This is a genomic window from Streptomyces sp. NPDC005803 (assembly GCF_040630435.1).
Classification (GTDB): Bacteria; Actinomycetota; Actinomycetes; order Streptomycetales; family Streptomycetaceae; genus Streptomyces.
Genome location: NZ_JBEXXO010000012.1, coordinates 140,289 through 159,048, shown reverse-complemented (window position 1 = coordinate 159,048; position 18,760 = coordinate 140,289). Strand labels below are relative to the sequence as shown.

Annotated in this window: 15 protein-coding genes and 1 tRNA gene; 5 read left to right on the top strand and 11 right to left on the bottom strand. The window is 72.5% G+C overall.

Annotated elements, in window-relative coordinates; all coding sequences use genetic code 11:
* Window positions 1-6 precede the first annotated feature (6 nt).
* The 5 genes from pdxS to pgsA all read right to left on the bottom strand — a co-directional run bounded on the left by pdxS (window position 7) and on the right by pgsA (window position 4,724).
* On the bottom strand, window positions 7-927 hold the full coding sequence (gene pdxS, locus ABZ454_RS18975) for a pyridoxal 5'-phosphate synthase lyase subunit PdxS (protein WP_356324025.1): 921 nt from the start codon (window positions 925-927) through the stop codon (window positions 7-9).
* A 157-nt stretch (window positions 928-1,084) separates the two neighbouring features.
* Entirely contained in the window at window positions 1,085-1,630 is a 546-nt protein-coding gene (locus tag ABZ454_RS18970) for a hypothetical protein (RefSeq protein ID WP_356324023.1), read from the bottom strand.
* A gap of 72 nt (window positions 1,631-1,702) precedes the next feature.
* Window positions 1,703-2,863, bottom strand: coding sequence for a glycosyltransferase family 4 protein (locus ABZ454_RS18965; protein ID WP_356324021.1), 1,161 nt, complete (start codon window positions 2,861-2,863; stop codon window positions 1,703-1,705).
* Between the two features lie 254 nt (window positions 2,864-3,117).
* The gene (locus tag ABZ454_RS18960) at window positions 3,118-4,047 is read right to left on the bottom strand and encodes a phosphatidylinositol mannoside acyltransferase (RefSeq protein ID WP_356324019.1); all 930 of its coding nucleotides are present in this window, start codon (window positions 4,045-4,047) and stop codon (window positions 3,118-3,120) included.
* Entirely contained in the window at window positions 4,044-4,724 is a 681-nt protein-coding gene (pgsA, locus tag ABZ454_RS18955; protein WP_356324017.1) for a phosphatidylinositol phosphate synthase, read from the bottom strand. The genes ABZ454_RS18960 and pgsA overlap by 4 nt, the downstream gene beginning before the upstream one ends.
* Window positions 4,725-5,188: 464 nt before the next feature.
* On the opposite strand from pgsA, the gene ABZ454_RS18950 reads away from it, so the two are divergent.
* Both ABZ454_RS18950 and ABZ454_RS18945 read left to right on the top strand, forming a co-directional pair.
* Entirely contained in the window at window positions 5,189-7,414 is a 2,226-nt protein-coding gene (locus ABZ454_RS18950) for an elongation factor G-like protein EF-G2 (RefSeq protein ID WP_356324014.1), read from the top strand.
* Window positions 7,415-7,561: 147 nt separating this feature from the next.
* The gene (locus tag ABZ454_RS18945; RefSeq protein WP_356324012.1) at window positions 7,562-9,232 is read left to right on the top strand and encodes a hypothetical protein; all 1,671 of its coding nucleotides are present in this window, start codon (window positions 7,562-7,564) and stop codon (window positions 9,230-9,232) included.
* A 66-nt stretch (window positions 9,233-9,298) separates the two neighbouring features.
* Here the strand turns inward: ABZ454_RS18945 and ABZ454_RS18940 are convergent, their stop codons facing one another.
* Window positions 9,299-9,865 carry an HIT domain-containing protein gene (locus tag ABZ454_RS18940; protein ID WP_359539306.1) on the bottom strand — a complete coding sequence of 189 codons (567 nt, stop codon included), beginning with the start codon at window positions 9,863-9,865 and terminating at the stop codon, window positions 9,299-9,301.
* A 66-nt stretch (window positions 9,866-9,931) separates the two neighbouring features.
* Here ABZ454_RS18940 and ABZ454_RS18935 point away from each other — a divergent pair, with 66 nt between their 5' ends.
* Window positions 9,932-10,609 (top strand): potassium channel family protein, encoded by a 678-nt coding sequence (locus ABZ454_RS18935; protein ID WP_356324006.1) that lies wholly within the window; start codon window positions 9,932-9,934, stop codon window positions 10,607-10,609.
* Window positions 10,610-10,633: 24 nt separating this feature from the next.
* Here ABZ454_RS18935 and thrS read toward each other — a convergent pair whose 3' ends face one another.
* The 3 genes from thrS to ABZ454_RS18920 form a co-directional block, all read right to left on the bottom strand.
* Window positions 10,634-12,610: a threonine--tRNA ligase gene (gene thrS / locus ABZ454_RS18930; RefSeq protein WP_356324004.1), complete on the bottom strand. Its 1,977-nt coding sequence runs from the start codon at window positions 12,608-12,610 to the stop codon at window positions 10,634-10,636.
* A gap of 115 nt (window positions 12,611-12,725) precedes the next feature.
* Window positions 12,726-13,979 (bottom strand): hypothetical protein, encoded by a 1,254-nt coding sequence (locus ABZ454_RS18925; RefSeq protein WP_359539303.1) that lies wholly within the window; start codon window positions 13,977-13,979, stop codon window positions 12,726-12,728.
* The gene (locus ABZ454_RS18920; protein WP_359539300.1) at window positions 13,979-14,545 is read right to left on the bottom strand and encodes a DUF4365 domain-containing protein; all 567 of its coding nucleotides are present in this window, start codon (window positions 14,543-14,545) and stop codon (window positions 13,979-13,981) included. Before ABZ454_RS18920 ends, ABZ454_RS18925 begins: the two co-directional genes overlap by 1 nt.
* 190 nt (window positions 14,546-14,735) lie before the next feature.
* On the opposite strand from ABZ454_RS18920, the gene ABZ454_RS18915 reads away from it, so the two are divergent.
* Window positions 14,736-15,461, top strand: a complete 726-nt coding sequence (locus tag ABZ454_RS18915) for a 3'-5' exonuclease (protein WP_359539298.1) — start codon at window positions 14,736-14,738, stop codon at window positions 15,459-15,461.
* A 138-nt stretch (window positions 15,462-15,599) separates the two neighbouring features.
* Here the strand turns inward: ABZ454_RS18915 and ABZ454_RS18910 are convergent.
* Both ABZ454_RS18910 and ABZ454_RS18905 read right to left on the bottom strand, forming a co-directional pair.
* Window positions 15,600-15,671: transfer RNA gene (locus ABZ454_RS18910), tRNA-Val, on the bottom strand.
* 39 nt (window positions 15,672-15,710) lie between these two features.
* Complete coding sequence (locus ABZ454_RS18905) at window positions 15,711-16,157, bottom strand: SRPBCC family protein (protein WP_356323996.1); 447 nt, start codon at window positions 16,155-16,157, stop codon at window positions 15,711-15,713.
* A gap of 83 nt (window positions 16,158-16,240) precedes the next feature.
* Here ABZ454_RS18905 and ABZ454_RS18900 point away from each other — a divergent pair, with 83 nt between their 5' ends.
* Window positions 16,241-18,733: a hypothetical protein gene (locus ABZ454_RS18900; protein WP_359539297.1), complete on the top strand. Its 2,493-nt coding sequence runs from the start codon at window positions 16,241-16,243 to the stop codon at window positions 18,731-18,733.
* Window positions 18,734-18,760 lie beyond the last annotated feature (27 nt).

The following is an 18,760-nucleotide window of genomic DNA, read 5'->3' as shown; positions in this document are numbered from 1 at the left end:
CAGTGACTACCAGCCGCGGTTGGCGTAGCGCTCGGCCTCGGGCAGCGTGTCGCAGTTGATGCCGACCATGGCCTCGCCCAGGTTGCGGGAGGCATCCGCGATGATCTTCGGGTCGTCGTAGAAGGTGGTGGCCTTCACGATGGCGGCGGCGCGCTTGGCCGGGTCGCCGGACTTGAAGATGCCGGAGCCGACGAAGACGCCCTCGGCGCCGAGCTGGCGCATCAGGGCGGCGTCGGCCGGGGTGGCGACGCCACCCGCCGAGAAGAGGACGACGGGCAGCTTGCCGAGCTCGGCGACCTCCTTGACCAGCTCGTACGGGGCGCGGAGGTCCTTGGCGGCGGCGTACAGCTCGTTGTTGTCGTAGCCGCGCAGCCGGGCGATCTCGTTCTTGATCTGGCGCAGGTGACGGACGGCCTCGACGACGTTGCCGGTGCCGGCCTCGCCCTTCGAGCGGATCATGGCCGCGCCCTCGGCGATCCGGCGCAGGGCCTCACCCAGGTTGGTGGCACCGCACACGAACGGGGTGGTGAAGGCGAACTTGTCGCTGTGGTTGACCTCGTCGGCCGGGGTGAGGACCTCGGACTCGTCGATGTAGTCGACGCCCAGGGACTGCAGGACCTGGGCCTCGACGAAGTGGCCGATGCGGGACTTCGCCATCACCGGGATGGAGACGGACTCGATGATCTCCTCGATCATGTTCGGGTCCGACATCCGGGCCACGCCGCCGTCCTTGCGGATGTCGGCCGGCACCCGCTCCAGGGCCATGACGGCCACGGCGCCCGCGTCCTCGGCGATCTTCGCCTGCTCGGCGTTGACGACGTCCATGATCACGCCGCCCTTGAGCTGCTCGGCCATGCCGCGCTTGACGCGGGCGGTGCCGGTGGCGGGGGCGTCGGTGGACTGCGGGGCGGCGGGATTCGTGGACACGGATCGACCTCACTCGGAGAAGGGGCTGCTGAAGCGCAGGGCTGATGCACTGCTGAGCAAACTCTCCGGCACCGGTCCACAGCAAGGGCCAATGGAAGGCCGGTGGATCGTTTTGGCCCGGTACGACGGCGGGCGCGGGCAGGCCGCACCCGCTCCGTCAGCTGACCGGGCGGTCCGCGAGGGCCACCGGCGGCTCGTCGTCCATCTCGAAGGCCAGCGGGAACGGGGCGTGCCCGGCCAGCCGGAACCAGCGCACCGTGCGGTGGCGGCGCAGGGCACGCGCCGCCCGCACCGCGTCGTTGTGGAACCTGCGCGCCATCGGGACCCGGCGGACGGCCGCCGCCAGCTCCGAGGCGGCCTCCTCACCACCGGGGATCTCCTTCACCGCCTCGACCTGTGCCCGCTCCCCGAACACCGCGCGCAGGGCGGTACTCAGCTCGCTCTCGGCGACCTCGCGGTGCTCCTCCTCCGCCTGGCGGGCGGCGTGCGCGGCCTCGTACAGCACGATGGAGGCGGCCGGATCGAGGACGCCGGACGTGGCGAGTTCCTGGGTGACCGAGGCGCGGCGCAGCAGTTGGGCGTCGAGGGCGGCGCGGGCCGCGTCGATCCGGGCGTGCAGCCGGTCGAGACGGCCCGCGGTCCAGCTGAGATACAGGCCGATCGCGACGAGCACGACGGCGGTCCAGATGAGGGTTACGGTCACGGGCGGCAAGGCTACCGGTGAGCGGGCGGGGCCCGGCCCCCTCGGCGGCCCGGGAGCCGTCCGGGGAAGGGCTCAGTACCGGGCCAGGCCGAACCGGGCCCGCAGCCCCGTGCGTTCGTCCGTCGCCACCGACGCGGCGCCGTCCGCCACCGTCTCGTACACCGCGAGGATGTCCGCCCCGACCGTCGACCAGTCGAAGCGCCGCACGTGCGCGGCCCCCCGGTCGCGCAGCTCCGCGCGCCGCTCCGGGTCGCCCAGCAGGCGGATCGCCGCCGCGGCCAGGGCGTCCGCGTCCTCGTTGGGGAACAGCTCCCCCGCCGCCCCCTGGTCCAGGACCTGAGCGAACGCGTCGAGATCGCTGGCCAGGACCGGCGCGCCCGCCGACATGGCCTCGACGAGGATGATGCCGAAGCTCTCGCCGCCGGTGTTCGGCGCGACGTACACGTCGACGCTGCGCAGCAGCCGCGCCTTGTCCCCGTCGCTCACCATGCCGAGGAACTCGACGCGGGCACGCATCTCCTTGGGGAGGGAGGCGACGGCCTCCTCCTCGTCGCCCCGGCCCGCCACGAGCAGCCGGGTGTCCGGACGCGCCGCGAGGATCGCGGGCAGCGCCCTCATCAGGACGGGCAGGCCCTTGCGGGGCTCGTCGATGCGCCCGATGAAGCCGATCGTGTCCCCCTGCCACTCGGGCCTGGGCTCGGCCGCGCCGAAGAACCCCACGTCGACCCCGTTGGGGATGACCACCGCGTCGCCGCCCAGGTGCTCGACCAGGGTCCGGCGCGCGTACTCGCTCACCGCGATGCGCGCGCTGATCTTCTCCAGCGCCGGCTGGAGGATCGGATAGGCGGCGATCATCGCCCGCGAGCGCGGGTTGGACGTGTGGAACGTGGCGACGATCGGTCCCTGCGCCGCCCAGCAGGCCAGGAGCCCCAGCGACGGCGAGGTCGGCTCATGGATGTGGATCACGTCGAACGTGCCGTCGTGCAGCCACCGCCGCACCCGCGCCGCGGACAGGAAGCCGAAGTTCAGCCGGGCGACGGAGCCGTTGTACGGGACGGGCACGGCCCGGCCCGCGGACACCGCGTACGGCGGCAGCGGCGTCTCGTCGTCGGCCGGGGCCAGCACGGAGACCTGGTGGCCGAGCCGGATCAGGTGCTCGGCCAGGTCACGGATGTGGAACTGCACGCCGCCCGGGACGTCCCAGGAGTACGGACAGACGATGCCGATCTTCACTGCTGGGGCCTTTCGTTCGGGTCAGGCCGGATCAGGGAGCGGGGTCCGGTGCGTGCGACTGCAAGGCGGAGGAGGGAGTCACTGCGGAGCATCGGCGACCGACGACGACGCCGGAGGGGGCCTCTCCCGGCTCGAGCGAAGCCGAGAGTGGGGTGAGTGCGTGCCGGGCGGCGCGAGCCCGGCATGACCCGGACGAAAGGTCCTGGTGCCGCGTCAGTCAAGGTTTGCCCGGGCGGACCTTGGCTGACGCGGCACTAGTCTCCGCGGGGTTCGAGGTCGGCGAGCCAGAGCCGTTGCAGCATGTGCCAGTCCTCCGGGTGCTCGGCGATGCCCCGGGCGAACGCGTCGGCCAGGGCCTGTGTCATCACAGACGTCTTCTCGGCACGGTCACCTGAGCCGGGTACCGCGACGGGCGGGTGGACCCGCGCCTTCATCACCGGCGTGTCGTCGTAGGAGAGGGTGACCGGCAGCAGCAGCGCACCGGTCTGCTGGGCCAGGAGCGCCGGCCCGGCGGGCATCCGGGCCGTGTCGCCGAAGAACGTCACCTCGACGCCGGAGGCGGACAGGTCACGGTCGGCGACCAGGCAGACCAGACCGCCCTCCCTCAGCCGCCGCGCGAGCGTCCCGAAGGCGGCCCCGCCGTTGTGCGGCAGGACCTCCATGCCCAGTCCCTCGCGGTACGCCACGAACCGGTCGTACAGCGATTCCGGCTTGAGCCGCTCGGCGACCGTCGTGAAGGGGACCTTCAGGTCCGTGGTGACCCACGCCCCCGCCAGGTCCCAGTTCCCCAGGTGCGGCAGTGCGAGGACGACCCCGCGGCCCGCGTCGAGCCCCTCGGTCAGCCGGTGGGCGTCCGTCACGTCGATGGACGCCTTGATCCGCTCCGGGGTCCAGGTGGGCAGCCGGAACGACTCCATCCAGTACCGCATGTACGAGCGCATGCCGGCCTTGGACAGCGCCGCGAGCCGGGCCGGGCTCGCGTCCGGCACGACCCGCGCCAAGTTCGACTCCAGCCGCAGCACACTCTTGCCGCGCCGCTTCCAGACCTGGTCGGCCAGGGTACGGAAGAGCGCGCGCGCGGCCGGTTCGGGCAGCTTCTTGACCGCGGCCCAGCCGAGCCCGTACAACCCGTCGCTCAGCCGTTCCTTCGGGCCGGGCCTCGCCTCCCCGGGCGCACCGCTCACTGCGCGGCCTCGCTCCCCCGGTCCGCCGCAGCCGACTCCGCGGCGGCCGCATCGGCCTCGGCGGACTCCCGGCGCACGGTCACGACCCGCTGCACCAGCGTCACCAGGCTGCCCACGGCGACGATCCAGAGGGCGATCGGCAGCAGGACGTCGATCCCCGGCACGCCGAACGCGTGGAGACCCGCCAGACCCGCGGCCACCAGCGAGATCACCAGGCGCTCGGCACGCTCCACGAGACCGTTGACCGCCACCGGCAGACCGATGGACTCACCGCGCGCCTTGGTGTACGAGACCACCTGGCCGCTGGCCAGGCAGAAGATCGCGACCGCGCAGAGCACGTTGTCGTCGCCGCTGCCCGCGTACCAGAGCGCGAAGCCGGCGAAGATCGCCCCGTCGGCGACCCGGTCGAGCGTCGAGTCGAGGAACGCTCCCCAGCGGCTGGAGATGCCCGCCTGCCGCGCCATGTTGCCGTCGACGAGGTCGGAGAAGACGAAGACCGTGATGACGATCGTGCCCCAGAAGAACTCCCCCATCGGGAAGAAGACCAGCGCACCTGCCATCACCCCGGCCGTGCCGATCAGGGTGACCGCGTCGGGGCTTACACCCAGACGGAGCAACAGTGCGGCGAACGGCGTGAGGACACGCGTAAAGAATGCACGCGCGTACTTGTTCAGCATGGCCTTCCCGGGGGTCGGTGGGCCGCATGGCCCCGTCGGCCACCGGCTGGAGGGTGCTGAAGGCCCTGGCCCGATCAGCGAGCGGCGTCCGGCGCGCGCAGCTGCGAGGCGCCGGAGCGCCCCCATGGCGGGGCCATGAGGACGATTCGACAACGCCGCAGACGCGCGTGCCGGGCGCCGCCGGACCGGCCAGGACCTCCAGCACCCTCCTGGCCCATCGTAGTCACGCCCGCCGCGCTCCACCGTCCGGGCACCCTGGGGGACCGCGTCAACCTGTCGCCGTGCGACGCACGGGCCCCGCCCCGGTGTACCGCGTATGGACGCGGCCCGGACGGAGTGGAAAGCTCGGAACTACCGCGGGCGTCGCCGAAGCCGCCGCGGCGGCCTCCCCGTGCCCGTGCGACCGCTCCCCATCCCGCGCCGGCGGTTCCCCGCCCGGCGCCCTCACCCGGGAGGCACGCGTCATGGGCGACAAGGCACACACGCACACCGGAGCCGCCGGAAGAGCAGCGACGGCCGACCACCCCTCCGCCATCCGGAACGTGGTACTGGTCGGCCACAGCGGCTCCGGCAAGACCACCCTCGTCGAGGCCCTGGCACAGACCGCGGGCGCGGTCAACCGGGCCGGCCGGGTCGAGGACGGCACCACGCTCTCCGACCACGACGGGATCGAACAGCGCCGGCAGCGCTCCGTATCCCTCTCCCTCGTCCCCGTCACGTGGGACGGCGTCAAGATCAACCTGCTGGACAGTCCCGGATACGCCGACTTCGTCGGGGAGCTCAGGGCCGGTCTGCGCGCGGCGGACGCGGCCCTCTTCGTCGTCTCGGCCGCCCAGGAGGCCGATGCCGTCGCCGGCACCACCCGGGCCGTCTGGGAGGAGTGCGCGGCCGTCGGCATGCCGCGCGCCATCGTCGTCACCCACCTGGACACCGCCCGCACCTCCTTCGACGCGATGACCCGGATCTGCGGCGAGATCTTCGGCGGCGACGACCCCGACGCCGTGCTCCCGCTCTACCTGCCGGTGCACGGACCCGAGACCTCGGACGGGCACGCCCCGCTGACCGGACTCACCGGACTGCTCACGCAGCGGATCTTCGACTACTCCGGCGGGGAACGGCGGGAGCACCCGCCCGCCGACTCCCAGCAGGCGCCCCTGGCCGACGCCCGCGACCGGCTGATCGAAGGGATCATCGCCGAGAGCGAGGACGAGACCCTGATGGACCGCTACCTCGGCGGCGCCGCCATCGACATCAAGACACTCGTCGACGACCTCGAACGTGCCGTGGCGCGGGGCACCTTCCATCCCGTCCTCACCGCCGCCCCCGCCGCCGACGGCGCCCGCCAGGGCATCGGCACCGTCGAGCTCCTCGACCTGATCACCCGCGGCTTCCCCACCCCGGTCGAGCGTCCGCTGCCCGCCGTCACCACCCTGCACGGCACCTCGCTCCCCGCCCTGGACTGCGACCCGCACGGCCCCCTGGCCGCCGAGGTCGTCAAGACGGCTTCCGACCCCTACGTCGGCCGCCTCTCGCTCGTACGCGTCTTCTCCGGCACGCTGCGCCCCGACGACACGGTGCACGTATCCGGCCACGGACTCGACGACCCCGGCCACGAGGCCCGGCCCTTCCACGAGGCCGAGATCCGCGTCGGCGCCCTCTCCTCGCCGTTCGGCAAACAGCAGCGGCCGCTCGCCGCCTGCGTCGCCGGCGATCTCGCCTGTGTCGCCCGGCTGGACGCCGCCGAGACCGGCGACACCCTGTCCGCCCCGGACCACCCCCTGCTGATGGAACCGTGGACGATGCCCGACCCGCTGCTGCCGCTCGCCATCGAGGCGCACAGCAAAGCCGACGACGACAAGCTCTCCCAGGGCCTCGCCCGCCTCGTCGCGGAGGATCCGACCCTGCGCCTGGAACAGAACCCGGACACCCACCAGGTGGTCCTGTGGTGTCTCGGGGAAGCCCATCTGGACGTGGCGCTGGACCGGCTGCGCACGCGCTACGGCGTCCAGGTCGACGCGGTCCCCCACCGGGTCGCCCTGCGCGAGACGTTCGCCGGGCCGTCCACCGGACGCGGCCGCCACGTGAAACAGTCCGGCGGCCACGGCCAGTACGCCATCTGCGAGATCGACGTCGAGCCGCTGCCCCCGGGGTCCGGCATCGAGTTCGTCGACAAGGTGGTCGGCGGATCGGTGCCCCGGCAGTTCATCCCCTCCGTCGAGAAGGGCGTCCGCGCCCAGGCCGCCCGCGGCCTCACCACCGGGCACCCACTGGTCGACGTGCGGGTCACCCTGCGGGACGGCAAGTCCCATTCCGTGGACTCCTCGGACGCCGCCTTCCAGGCCGCGGGCGCCCTGGCCCTGCGCGAAGCCGCCGGCGAGGCCCGCATCCGGCTCCTGGAACCCGTCGCCGAGGTCCGCGTCCTGATCCCGGACGACTACGTCGGGCCGGTCATGAGCGACCTCTCGGGCCGCCGCGGCCGGGTGACCGGCACCGAGCAGTCCGGTGCCGGACGCACCCTCGTGCGGGCCGAGGTCCCGGAGGTGGAGATCGGCCGCTACGCGGTCGACCTGCGTTCCCTGTCGCACGGAACCGGCCGGTTCGACCGCTCCTACGCCCGCCACGAGGCCATGCCCCCACAGCTCGCCGACCGCCTCCACGCCCACCAGGAGAACGGCACGGCCAGCCGGTGACACCCCCGGCCGCTCGTCGTTGTCCACAGGGCCGGACGGCAAACCGGTCCGGACGATACGCTGTGCTCCCAGCTCAGAAAGTGTGCCGGGCCCGGCAGTTGGGAAACAGCCGCAGGAGCGGTTCCTCGGTGGCGAGTGGGGGCGACAGTGGCCAGCAACGGATTCGATTTCTCTCCCGGAGCACAGATTCCGCTCCAGGGATCGGCAGGAGCGGCGGTGGCGACCAACGCCCTCGCCTCTGCCGCGTACCGCGACAGCCCGGTGGAGGAAATCCTCAAAGCCAACAGCGAATGGCACAAGTCCCAGGTGAAGGAAGGGCGTTCCAAGCTCTTCAAATCCGTCTACTTCAAACCCGACCTCGGCGAGGCCTTCTGCCGCGCCGTCCAGGAACGGATGCTGGGCGGCGCACGGGCCGCCCTGATCCAGTCGTTCGGCAGCGACCCCCAGACCGTCGTCGAGCACTGCCTCTCCGCGACCCGGCTGCGCAAGGCCCGCGACACCAAGCTCACCCTCGTGACCGCCCTGTTCGGCTTCGCCTTCCTGCCCGGGATGCTGCTGTGGGTCATCGCGTTCCGTCTCCGTGACGGCCTCGGCAGCACCAAGGACAAGGTTCTCGCCACCCTCGGCAACGCCCTCCTGCCGATCATCGGCATCGCCGCCCTGTTCTTCCTGGTCAAAATGCCCCTCACCGGGCTCCTGGGGCTGTATCTGCGAGCGATGATCGTGGCGCCCGTCATCGGCTGGTTCATCGCCAAACGGATCGCCGAGGCCTCCGCCAGGGACATGCGCGCCCGCTGGGAAGGCCTCCTCTCCGGCGGCGGCGTCATCGCCAAGATCCCCGAAGCCGTGCCGAAGAATCCCAACGAGACCGCCCGCGAGGCCCTCCGCCAGGGCCTGGAGAAGCTCTCCGCCGAACAGCAGTCCAACTCCGTCTTCTACGCCGGTCCCAAGGGCATCCTCGGCATGGGCACCCGCTGGGGCAGCTGGCAGCTCGCCGAGGACCTCGTCCCGAAGGAGCCCGGCAAGGAGTTCCACCAGTTCCGCAGCTGGGACCTGATACGCGTCATCCACGACCAGCTCAAGATGCTGGAGCGCGGCCCGCTGAACACGGGCGGTTTCCCCACCCCCTCGGTCACCCACTGGATCGTGTCGCCCGTCGGGGAGAACGCCGACACGGTGTCCCGGCCCGAGGGCGAGGACGTCGCCACCTTCCAGGTCAAGCCCCACGAGATCCAGCGGATCTGCAACCACCAGCAGTTCGGCGGCGGAGACCGCCACTACCTGGGCGTGCAGTTCACCCTCTGGGACGGCCAGCTGGTCATCACCATGATGATCACCGTCACGGTGCTCTTCGAGACCTTGCGCATCGAGGTCACCGGACACGCGCTCGGCCCCGTCCACTCCCTGTTCACCAGCAAGCCCGCCGCCAAGAAGAGGACGGTCAACAAGACCGTCAAGTTCTGGGAGACCCGCGACATCACCCTGGCGCTGGTGGAGTCCAAGGAAGTCGTCCGCCTCGCCCTGCGCGCCCCCTTCACCTGGTACCCGCCGCTCCTCGACTACCTGGGCGGCAAGATCGTCCTGCCCGAACCCTTCGGGCTGCGGCACGCCTGGGCCGAGAAGCCGTGGCGCCACCGCTTCATGGCCGACGACGCGATGCGGGCCGCCACACCCGTCCTGCGCGTCGTGCACAGCGCCGCCATGAAGGTCCTCGATGAGAACGGCGTCGACACGGAACGCTTCGGCAACCGCTCGTCGATACTGAGCGGACTGGTCCAGGACCCCTCTCCGCGCAAGGCCGACCTGTACGACGCCTAGACGCCTACGCGCGAGGGCGCCCCGGATCTCCGGGGCGCCCTCGCGCGCGAAGAGGAAGAACGGGAGTCAGGCGGCGGCACGCGGCCAGGCGTCCGCCAGCATCTTCCGCGTATCCGCCAGCAGCTGCGGCAGCACCCGGGTGTGCCCCACCACCGGCATGAAGTTGGCGTCCCCGCCCCACCGGGGCACCAGGTGCTGGTGCAGATGCGCGGCGATGCCCGCTCCGGCCACCGCTCCCTGGTTCATCCCGATGTTGAAGCCGTGCGCCCCCGACGCCGCCCGCAGCGCGGTCATCGCCCGCTTGGTGAAATCGGCGAGCTCCACCGTCTCCGGACCGTCCAGCTCGGTGTAGTCCGCGACATGCCGGTACGGCACCACCATCAGGTGACCGCCGTTGTACGGATACAGGTTCAGCACGGCATAGACCTTCTCGCCGCGCGCGACGATGAGCCCGTCCTCGTCCGACTTCGAGGGGATCTCACAGAACGGACAGCCGTCGCCGGCCTCCGGACCGGTCGGCTTGTTCTCGCCCTGGATGTACGCCATCCGGTGGGGCGTCCACAGGCGCTGGAACGCGTCGGGCGTTCCCACTCCGATCTGCTGCTCCGGGTCACTCGTCATGCTGATCAGCATATGGCGTACCCCCGGCGAAGCGTGTCGCCGGGGCCGAACCCGCTCACCCGGCGCGATGCTGGCCCGATGAGCGACCGCACCCCGGACCGGCCCTCACCCGCCCTCACCCTCTGGGAGCAGCGCACCGAGGTACCGCTCTTCGCCGCCTCGCTGCTCTTCCTGCTCGGCTACGCGGCCCGCGTCCTCGCCCCGCACGACGCCGAACCCTGGCACGACCTCTCCCTCGCCCTGGTCGCCGCCACCTGGCTCCTCTTCGTCGTCGACTACGCCGTACGGATCCGGCTCAGCGGCCTGGGCCACCGCTTCGTCCGGGTCCACTGGCTCGACACGCTCGTGCTCCTGCTGCCGCTGCTGCGCCCGCTGCGCCTGGTGAAGGTCTACACGGCCGTACAGAAGCGGCGCGACGAGCCGCGGCTGAGCCTGTACGCGCGGGTGATGTCGTACGCCGGCATGGCGGCCCTGCTGCTCGGTTTCTCGGCGGCTCTCGCCGTCTACCACCAGGAACACGACGCGCCGGGCGCCTCGATCCGGACCTTCGGCGACTCGGTCTGGTGGGCGTGCGCGACGCTCACGACGGTGGGGTACGGGGACGCGGTGCCGGTGACCCTGTGGGGCCGGGTCGTCGCGACGTTCCTGATGGCCTGCGGGCTGGCGCTGCTGGGGGCGGTGACGGGTTCGTTCTCGTCGTGGCTGATCCAGGTGTTCCGGCGGGAGGACGAGAAGGGGCCCCCGGTGAGCGGGTAGCTCACCGGGGGCCCCTGCCACGGATCAGACCTGGACGCGGTCCTCGACGGCCTTGGCGATCTTGGCGATGGCGTCCTCGACCGGGATGCCGTTCTCCTGCGAACCGTCGCGGTAGCGGAAGGAGACGGCACCGTTGGCCATGTCCTCGTCACCCGCGATGATCATGAACGGCACCTTGGCCCGCTGCTGGTTGCGGATCTTCTTCTGCATCCGGTCCGACGAGGCGTCCACGTCGACGCGCAGCCCCTGCTTGCGGGCCTTGGCGGCGAACTCCTGGAGGTACGGGATGTGCGCGTCGCCGATCGGGATGCCGACCGCCTGGACGGGCGCCAGCCACACCGGGAACGCGCCCGCGTAGTGCTCCAGCAGCACCGCGAAGAAGCGCTCGATGGAACCGAACAGGGCGCGGTGGATCATGACCGGGCGCTGCTTGGTGCCGTCGGGGCCGGTGTACTCCAGGTCGAAGCGCTCCGGCAGGTTGAAGTCGAGCTGCACGGTCGACATCTGCCAGGTCCGGCCGATGGCGTCCTTGCACTGCACGGAGATCTTCGGGCCGTAGAACGCGGCGCCGCCCGGGTCCGGGACCAGCGGCAGACCCTGCTTCTCGGCGACCTGGCGCAGCGTCTCGGTGGCCTCTTCCCAGATCTCGTCCGAGCCGACGAACTTCTCCGGGTCCTTGGTGGAGAGCTCCAGGTAGAAGTCGGTCAGACCGTAGTCGCGGAGCAGGTTCAGCACGAAGGTGAGCGTCCGGTCGAGCTCCTCCGCCATCTGCTCCTTGGTGCAGTAGATGTGCGCGTCGTCCTGGGTGAAGCCGCGCGAGCGGGTCAGGCCGTGCACGACGCCCGACTTCTCGTACCGGTACACTGTGCCGAACTCGAAGAGGCGCAGGGGAAGTTCACGGTAGGAGCGGCCGCGGGCGTCGAAGATCAGGTTGTGCATCGGGCAGTTCATCGGCTTGAGGTAGTAGTCCACCCCGTCGTCGAGCTGCATGGGCGGGTACATGCCGTCGGCGTACCAGTCCAGGTGGCCGGACTTCTCGAAGAGCTTGCCCTTGGTGGCGTGCGGCGAGTAGACGAACTCGTAGCCCTCCTCCTCGTGGCGGCGCCGCGAGTAGTCCTCCATGGCCCGGCGGATGATGCCGCCCTTGGGGTGGAAGACCGCGAGACCGGGGCCGATCTCGTCGGGGAAGGAGAAGAGGTCCAGCTCGTTGCCGAGCTTGCGGTGGTCGCGCTTGGCGGCCTCCTCCAGGAACTCCAGGTGCGCCTTCAGCTCGTCCTTGGTCGGCCAGGCGGTCCCGTAGATGCGCTGGAGCATCGGGTTCTTCTCGCTGCCCCGCCAGTACGCCGCCGCGTTCCGCATCAGCTTGAACGCCGGGATGAACCGGGTGGTCGGCAGGTGCGGGCCCCGGCAGAGGTCCTTCCAGCACAGCTCGCCGGTCTTCGCATCCAGGTTGTCGTAGATGGTCAGCTCGCCGCCGCCCACCTCGACGTCCGCGCCGTCGTCCGAGGAGGCGGAGCCCTTGATGCCGATGAGCTCCAGCTTGTACGGCTCGTCGGCGAGCTCCTCGCGGGCCGCCTCGTCCGTCACGACCCGGCGGGAGAACCTCTGGCCCCGCTTCTGGATCTCCTGCATCTTCTTCTCGATGGCCTTGAGGTCCTCGGGCGTGAACGGCTTCTCGACGTCGAAGTCGTAGTAGAAGCCGTCCTTGACCGGCGGGCCGATGCCCAGCTTGGCCTCGGGGTGGAGCTCCTGCACGGCCTGCGCCATCACGTGCGCGGTGGAGTGCCGCAGGATGTTGAGGCCGTCCTCGGAGGAGATCTCGACGGGCTCGACGGTCTCGCCGTCGGCGACCACGTACGCGAGGTCCTTCAGTTCTCCGGCGACGCGGGCGGCGACGACGGTGCGCTCGCCGGGGAAGAGCTCGGCTGCCGTAGTGCCCGTCGTCACCACGCGCTCTTCCCGCTCGGAATCGCGTTGGATGGTCACACGGACGTCTGACACCGGTCTCTCCTGACTCAGGGGGCGCACCCGCATTCCTCTAGCGCGTGCAGAAGGAATCGTACCGAGCCGACGCCCCCCATTGCGAAAGGGCCGGTTCCCGGCGGCCTCCGCCCCGCTACTCGCCGGTGCACGCCTCCTCGAAAGAGTCGACGTTCTCCTGGAGCGACTTCATCAGCCGGTCCCGTTCCTCCTCGTCGACCTGCACGGGAACCACCTGCGAGGCCCTGGTCAGCCGGCGGAAGCCGCCCCGGCTCTCCAGCCGCCCCTCCACCCGCACCGGCAGCCCCACGAGGTGGGCCTGCCCCGCTATGCGGTACGCCTCCTCGTCGAGTTCCAGCCGTACGTGCGGAACCTCGGCGCCCGCCAGCACCCGCAGCCGTACGATCCCGGCTCCGCGTGGTCCCGAGCGGCGCAGGCGGACGACGGCGCCGGTGATCCGTACCGTCACCGCGGGTTCGTCGCGCAGGTAGCGGGCGCCCGCCCGGCGCAGGGCCGGCAGGTCGCCGGGTGAGAACTCGACGGGTTCGGGGCGGACCGGGCAGCCGTCGGGGGTGCCCGCCGCGGGCGCCCAGTCCAGCGCTATCCGGGCTCCCTCCGAGCCACGGACCAGCGCGATGACCGCCTCGGTCAGTTCGCGGCTGACGCCCGCCTCGACGGCGGTGTCGAAGGCCTCCATGCCGCCGGTGGCCCGTTGGTAGTCGACGGCCTCCCGGGCGGCGTGCAGGGCGTGGTAGAGCCGTACGGCGAGGGGGCGGCCGGCCTCGACCGGGACGAACGCCGTGAGGTCGCGGCCACCGGGTGCGGGGCCTATGAGGATGGAGCCGAGCGCCGCCAGAGCGCGTCGGCGGTGCCGGGCGCCGTGGTAGCCGGCCCGGCCCCGGACGGCGAGTGCGCCGGCCAGCAGGATCTGCCGGGCCGCGCCGTGCAGCTGCTCCGCTCCGGTCCAGGCGGCGGCTCCGCCGGCCGGTTCGGGCACCTCGCGCCGCCAGCGGATCTCGTCGCTGGGGACGGTGAGGGAGACCAGGACCTCGCGGGCCCAGGGCTCTGCGCTCCGGGCGAGAGCGGTCAGGGCCTCCCCCAGCAGGTCCTCGCTGTCGGGAAACGCGGTGGTGTCCGGCACGAGCAGGCTGGTGGAGCCGCCGGGCGGGCCGGGCGGGGTCCAGCGGCTGTAGCGGCCGGCCGCGCCCCCGCGCCGCCGCCAGCCGTGCCGGGCGAGCAGGACACCGAGCACGGCGGGGTCGACCCGGGCCGGATCGGGGAGGCCGCCGGCCGGGGAGCCGGTGGGCCAGGGCCCCGGCTGCTCGTCGGGGTGGGCCCGGACGGCTGACGGGATCACTTCGTTGGGCGGTTCGTCCATCGGCCGGTGCATCAGGGTCTCCCTCCCGCCCCGACACGGGTCATGATCTCGCAGAGCGCTCGGTCGTCGAAGATGCGCGAGGTCGGGATCCGCACGGTGGTCCGGTTCCGGCCGGTCACGGCGTGGCCGGCCAGGTTGGTCCAGTAACAGCAGTGCCGCAGGTCGAGGCGGTCGTGCCCGGCCCGCAGCCAGTCGTCCTGGCTTCGGGGCACGAGCATCACCACGAGGATCTTGTGCACGGACACGGGGGTCCGGGCGAGCTTCATGAGGTGGGCGTTGTCGAGCGTGAAGGCGAACGTCGGGCCGGGCGGACGGGGCGGTATCTGATAGGTGCACTTCAACTGGACCTTGATGGTCACCTCGTCGTCGACGACGTGGCCGGGGGCTCCGTGGCTGACGTGCCAGTCGATGCCGTTGTCGGGGAAGGGCTGCGACAGGGAGCAGCCCGCCGCGGCGGCGACGGCGTGCAGGTAGCCCACCTGGAGGGTCTCCATGCAGGCGGTGGTGGCGAGTGCGCCGCGCAGCGGTGCGGTCCGCTGGGGCAGCAGCCCACTCGGTTCGGGCTGCGTGAGCGCCATGGCTCCGTATGCCTTCCGGGCTGTGCCGATGAGTAGGTCGGACGCGACGGCCGGTCAACTTCCGGCCCCGTCACCTGTGTTGTCACCGCACAGGACCGCCCCCAAACGGCGTATCAGGCAAAGGGCGCGGGTATCACCGAACCGGGCAGAGGAATCACACATCTGCCGCTCGGGCGCGAGGAGTTCGGGGATGACTCATTGGTATGAGGGGCCGCTGGCCGCTTTCGACACGGAGACGACGGGAGTGGACGTCGAGCAGGACCGGATCGTTTCGGCCGCGCTCGTCGTCCAGGACAGTGCGGGCGGGCGCCCGCGCGTCACCCGCTGGCTGGTGAATCCGGGCATTCCGGTGCCCGTGGGGGCGACGGAGATCCACGGTCTGACCGACGACCACCTCCAGCGCAACGGGCGGTGGCCCGCGCCGGTGGTGGAGGAGATAGCCAGGGCGCTGGCCGAGCAGAGTACGGCGGGCCGGCCGCTGGTCGTGATGAACGCACCGTTCGATCTGACGCTGCTGGACCGGGAGTTGCGCCGGCACCGGGCCTCGTCGCTCGCGGGCTATCTGGGCGACGCCTCGCTGTGCGTGCTGGATCCGCGGGTGCTCGACAAGCATCTGGACCGCTACCGCAAGGGCCGGCGCACCCTCACGGATCTCTGCGAGCTGTACGGGGTGGTGCTGGACGGGGCGCATGACGCGGCGGCCGACGCCGCGGCGTCCCTGGAGCTGGTCCGGGCGGTGGGGCGGCGGTTCGCCACCCGGCTGGAGCGGCTGACGCCGGCGGAGCTGCATACGCTCCAGGCGGTCTGGCACGCGGCCCAGGCGCGTGGCCTGCAGGCCTGGTTCGCCAAGAGCGGGACGCCGGAGACGGTGGACCCGGCCTGGCCGCTGCGCCCGGAGCTGCGGGCCGCGGCGTGAGCGGAGGCGGCGGGCGGGGAGCCGGTGGCCGCTGCCCGCGGCGTGAGCGGGGACGAGGGCCTGCGCGCCCGGGTATGGAAGCCCGGACGCGCGAAGGCCGGTCCGTCGGTGTTGCTGACGGACCGGCCTCTCCCGGGGTGGGCGATACTGGGTTCGAACCAGTGACCTCTTCGGTGTGAACGAAGCGCTCTCCCACTGAGCTAATCGCCCGGGAACGGGTTGAACCATACAGGGCTCGGCGGGTGTGGTTCAAACCGCTTCCAGCCGGGCCGCGAGACCGCGTCGTCCGGCCCGCATCATCACGGCGTGGTTGGCCCGGAACACGGCGCGCCCCGGCACCGCGAGGACCCGCATCAGAGCGCGGCGCACCACGACCTCCTGTTCGTACGTGGCGCGGCTCCCGGCGCCGTGCGGGGTGACGGTCCAGCGCGCCCAGCCTTCGAGGTCGCCGGTGAGGGTCACTTCGAGGACGCCGCCGGGCACGTCGCGGCGGCGTTCGCGCAGGGTCATGACGAGGTCGTACGGGAGGAGGGACCGGATCCGGGCGGTGTGGGCGGCGGCGTCGACGGGGGCGACCTCGCGGACCTGGGGCCACCAGCGCGGGTAGTGCTCGACCCGTTCGAGGTGCGTGTAGACGGCGCGGGGCGGGGCGGGCAGGTCCCACATGCTGACGAATCGGTAGTGATTCCAGTCCATGGCTCCAGGATGCACGTACTCAGCGGGCAATCTGAGTATCCGTGCCCATGCCCGATCGTGTGGCCGGCACCACACTCGCGTCCATGGAACATGTGCCGCCACCCGCCGAGGAACTGATCGTCCTCGACCGTGAGCTCGCCCGGCTCGACCTGCGCCGGTCCCAGCTGCTGACCCGTCGCGCCTGGCTGCTGAGCGTGCTGCAGGCGCCCGCGCCTCAGTCACCGCCGCCCCAGCCCCGTGCCGGGGCCACGGCCTCCTTCGGCCCGCCGTTCGCCCCGCCTCCTCCCCCGGCCCGTACCGGGGGTGCGCAGAATGTGCTGCTCACTCTCGGCGGTCTGCTGCTGACGGTCGCCGCGATCGCGTTCACCCTGGTCAGCTGGGGCCACATGGGGATCGGCGGCCGCTCCGCGGTGCTGACCGCCGTCACGGTCGCCGCGCTGACCGCGCCCGCGGTGCTCCTGCGGCGTGGTCTGTCCTCGACGGCGGAGGCGCTGGGGGCGCTGGCGTCGGTGCTGATGGTGCTGGACGCCTTCGCGCTGTACCTGGTCGCGGTGCCGGACACCGGCGCGCTCGGATACGCGGCCGCCGCCTCGGCGGTGCTGGCGGTGCTCTGGGCGGCGTACGGCCTGCTGCTGGACCGGCTGCGGCTGCCGTTGCCCCTGGCCGTGGTCACCGCGCAACTGCCGCTGGTGCTGTGGGCGTGGGCCGGGCAGGCGGACTCCCTGGTCTTCTCCGCCGTGCTGCTGGCGACGGCGGCGCTGGACTGTGCGATCGCGGTGCGGGGCAAGGGGATCGCGGTCCGGGCCACGGCCTGTGCCGGGATCTGGGTCACCGGCGGCGCGGGGCTGCTGGTGGCCCTGGCGCGGTCCGTGTGGGCCACGGGGCCGGTGGGCGCGGCGGCGCCCGGGGCACTGCTCCTGGCCGGTGCGGTGATCGCGCTCGCGGGTGCCCGGCGAGCGCCGGTGGCGCTCGCGGTGGCCGCGGGCGCCGTGGCCGGACTGGCCGCCGTCGCCGCGGTGGGCGGGGTCCTGGCGGCGGGAGTGTCCGGTGGCTGGGCGGTGCCGGTGTACCTGGTGTGCGGCGGGCTGCTGCTGGGGGCCGTACGGGCTCCGCTGGGGCGCCCGGCCGGGCAGGGTCTGGTGTGGGCCGCGGGTTCTGTGACGGCCGCGTCGGTGCTGTTCTCGGCCGCTCCGGTAGCGGTGGTTCTGGTGGGCCCGGCGGGTCAGCTGGGCCGTCTGTGGTCGGGGGCGGCCGATGAAGGAGTGCGGCGATCTCTGGGGGCCGCGGGGCTGCCGTGGCGGGAGATGGCGGCGGCTCCGGTGGTGCTGCTGTCGGTGGCCGTGGCGCTCGGGGCCGCGTACCGGTGCTGGGAGACCGTGGTGCGGTGGGCCGGGCCCGTGCTGACCCCCGGTCCCGGGGGGCGGGCGGCCGTCGGCGCGTCGGCCGTGGTGGCGGGCTGGGCGGGGCTGACGGTGCTGCCGCCCGCGCTGGACGTCTCGTACACGGCGGCCGTCGCGTCGCAGGCGGTGCTGGTCGCGGGGGTGCTGGCCCTCGCGGTGGGCGCGCTGCGCCGCGGTGCGACGGGGGTGGCGCCTGCCGCGTGGGTGTGCGCGTCGGTCGGGGCGCTGGGCGTGGCGTTGCTCGCGCTGGGGTCGGAGCCCGCCACGTATGCCGTGTTCGGGGCGCTGGTGCTGATGTTCGCCGGCGCTGCCACGGCGCTGGACGCGCCCGGTGCCCCGGCGCGTGCCGGGGTGTTCGGAGCCGTGCAGGCAGGGGTGGCGTGCGCGGCGGCGGTCTGCGCGGCGGTGCTCGCGGCCGCGTCCGGTGCGTCGCTGGGACTCGCGTCGCACGAGGCGGCGCCCCTGCTGCTCGTCGTCCCCGCGATGACGGCCGCCCTGGGGGCGCGACTGAGGGGGCGCCCAGTCGCGCTGCCTCTCGAACTGACCGGTGGGGCGGTGGGGCTCGCCGCCGTCGTGGCGGCTCTGGCCGACCCGCCGTTCCTGGCTCTGGTGCTGGCCCTGTGCGGGGTGCTGGCCGCGGGTACGGCACTGCGCCCGGAGCGGCGGGAGGTGGCCGGGTACCTGGCGACGGCGCTGTTCGTCCTGGCGTCCTGGGTGCGGCTGTCGGCGTCCGGGGTGTCGTCCCCGGAGGCGTACACGCTGCCGGTGACCGTGCCGGCGCTCGTGATCGGTGTGCTGCGCCGGCGTCGCGACCCGGCGGCGTCGTCCTGGACGGCGTACGGGGCGGCCTTGGCGGTGACGATGGTGCCGGCGCTCTTCGCCGCCTGGGTCGACCCCCACTGGTTGCGGCCGTTGTCGCTGGGGGTGGTGGCGCTGGTGGTCACGCTGCTGGGGGCGCGGCTGCGGCTCCAGGCACTGCTGGTGCTGGGGGGTGTGGTGCTGGCGCTGGACGCCCTGCACGAACTCGCGCCGTACGTGGTGCAGGTGGTGGGTGCGATGCCGCGCTGGGCGGCGCCGGCGCTGGCCGGGGTGCTGCTGCTGGCGGTGGGGGCGACGTACGAGAAGCGGTTGCGTGACGCCCGGCGGCTGAGGGACGCCCTGGGCCGCATGCGGTGATCTGCCGCGTGCCGGCCCGGGGCGCCC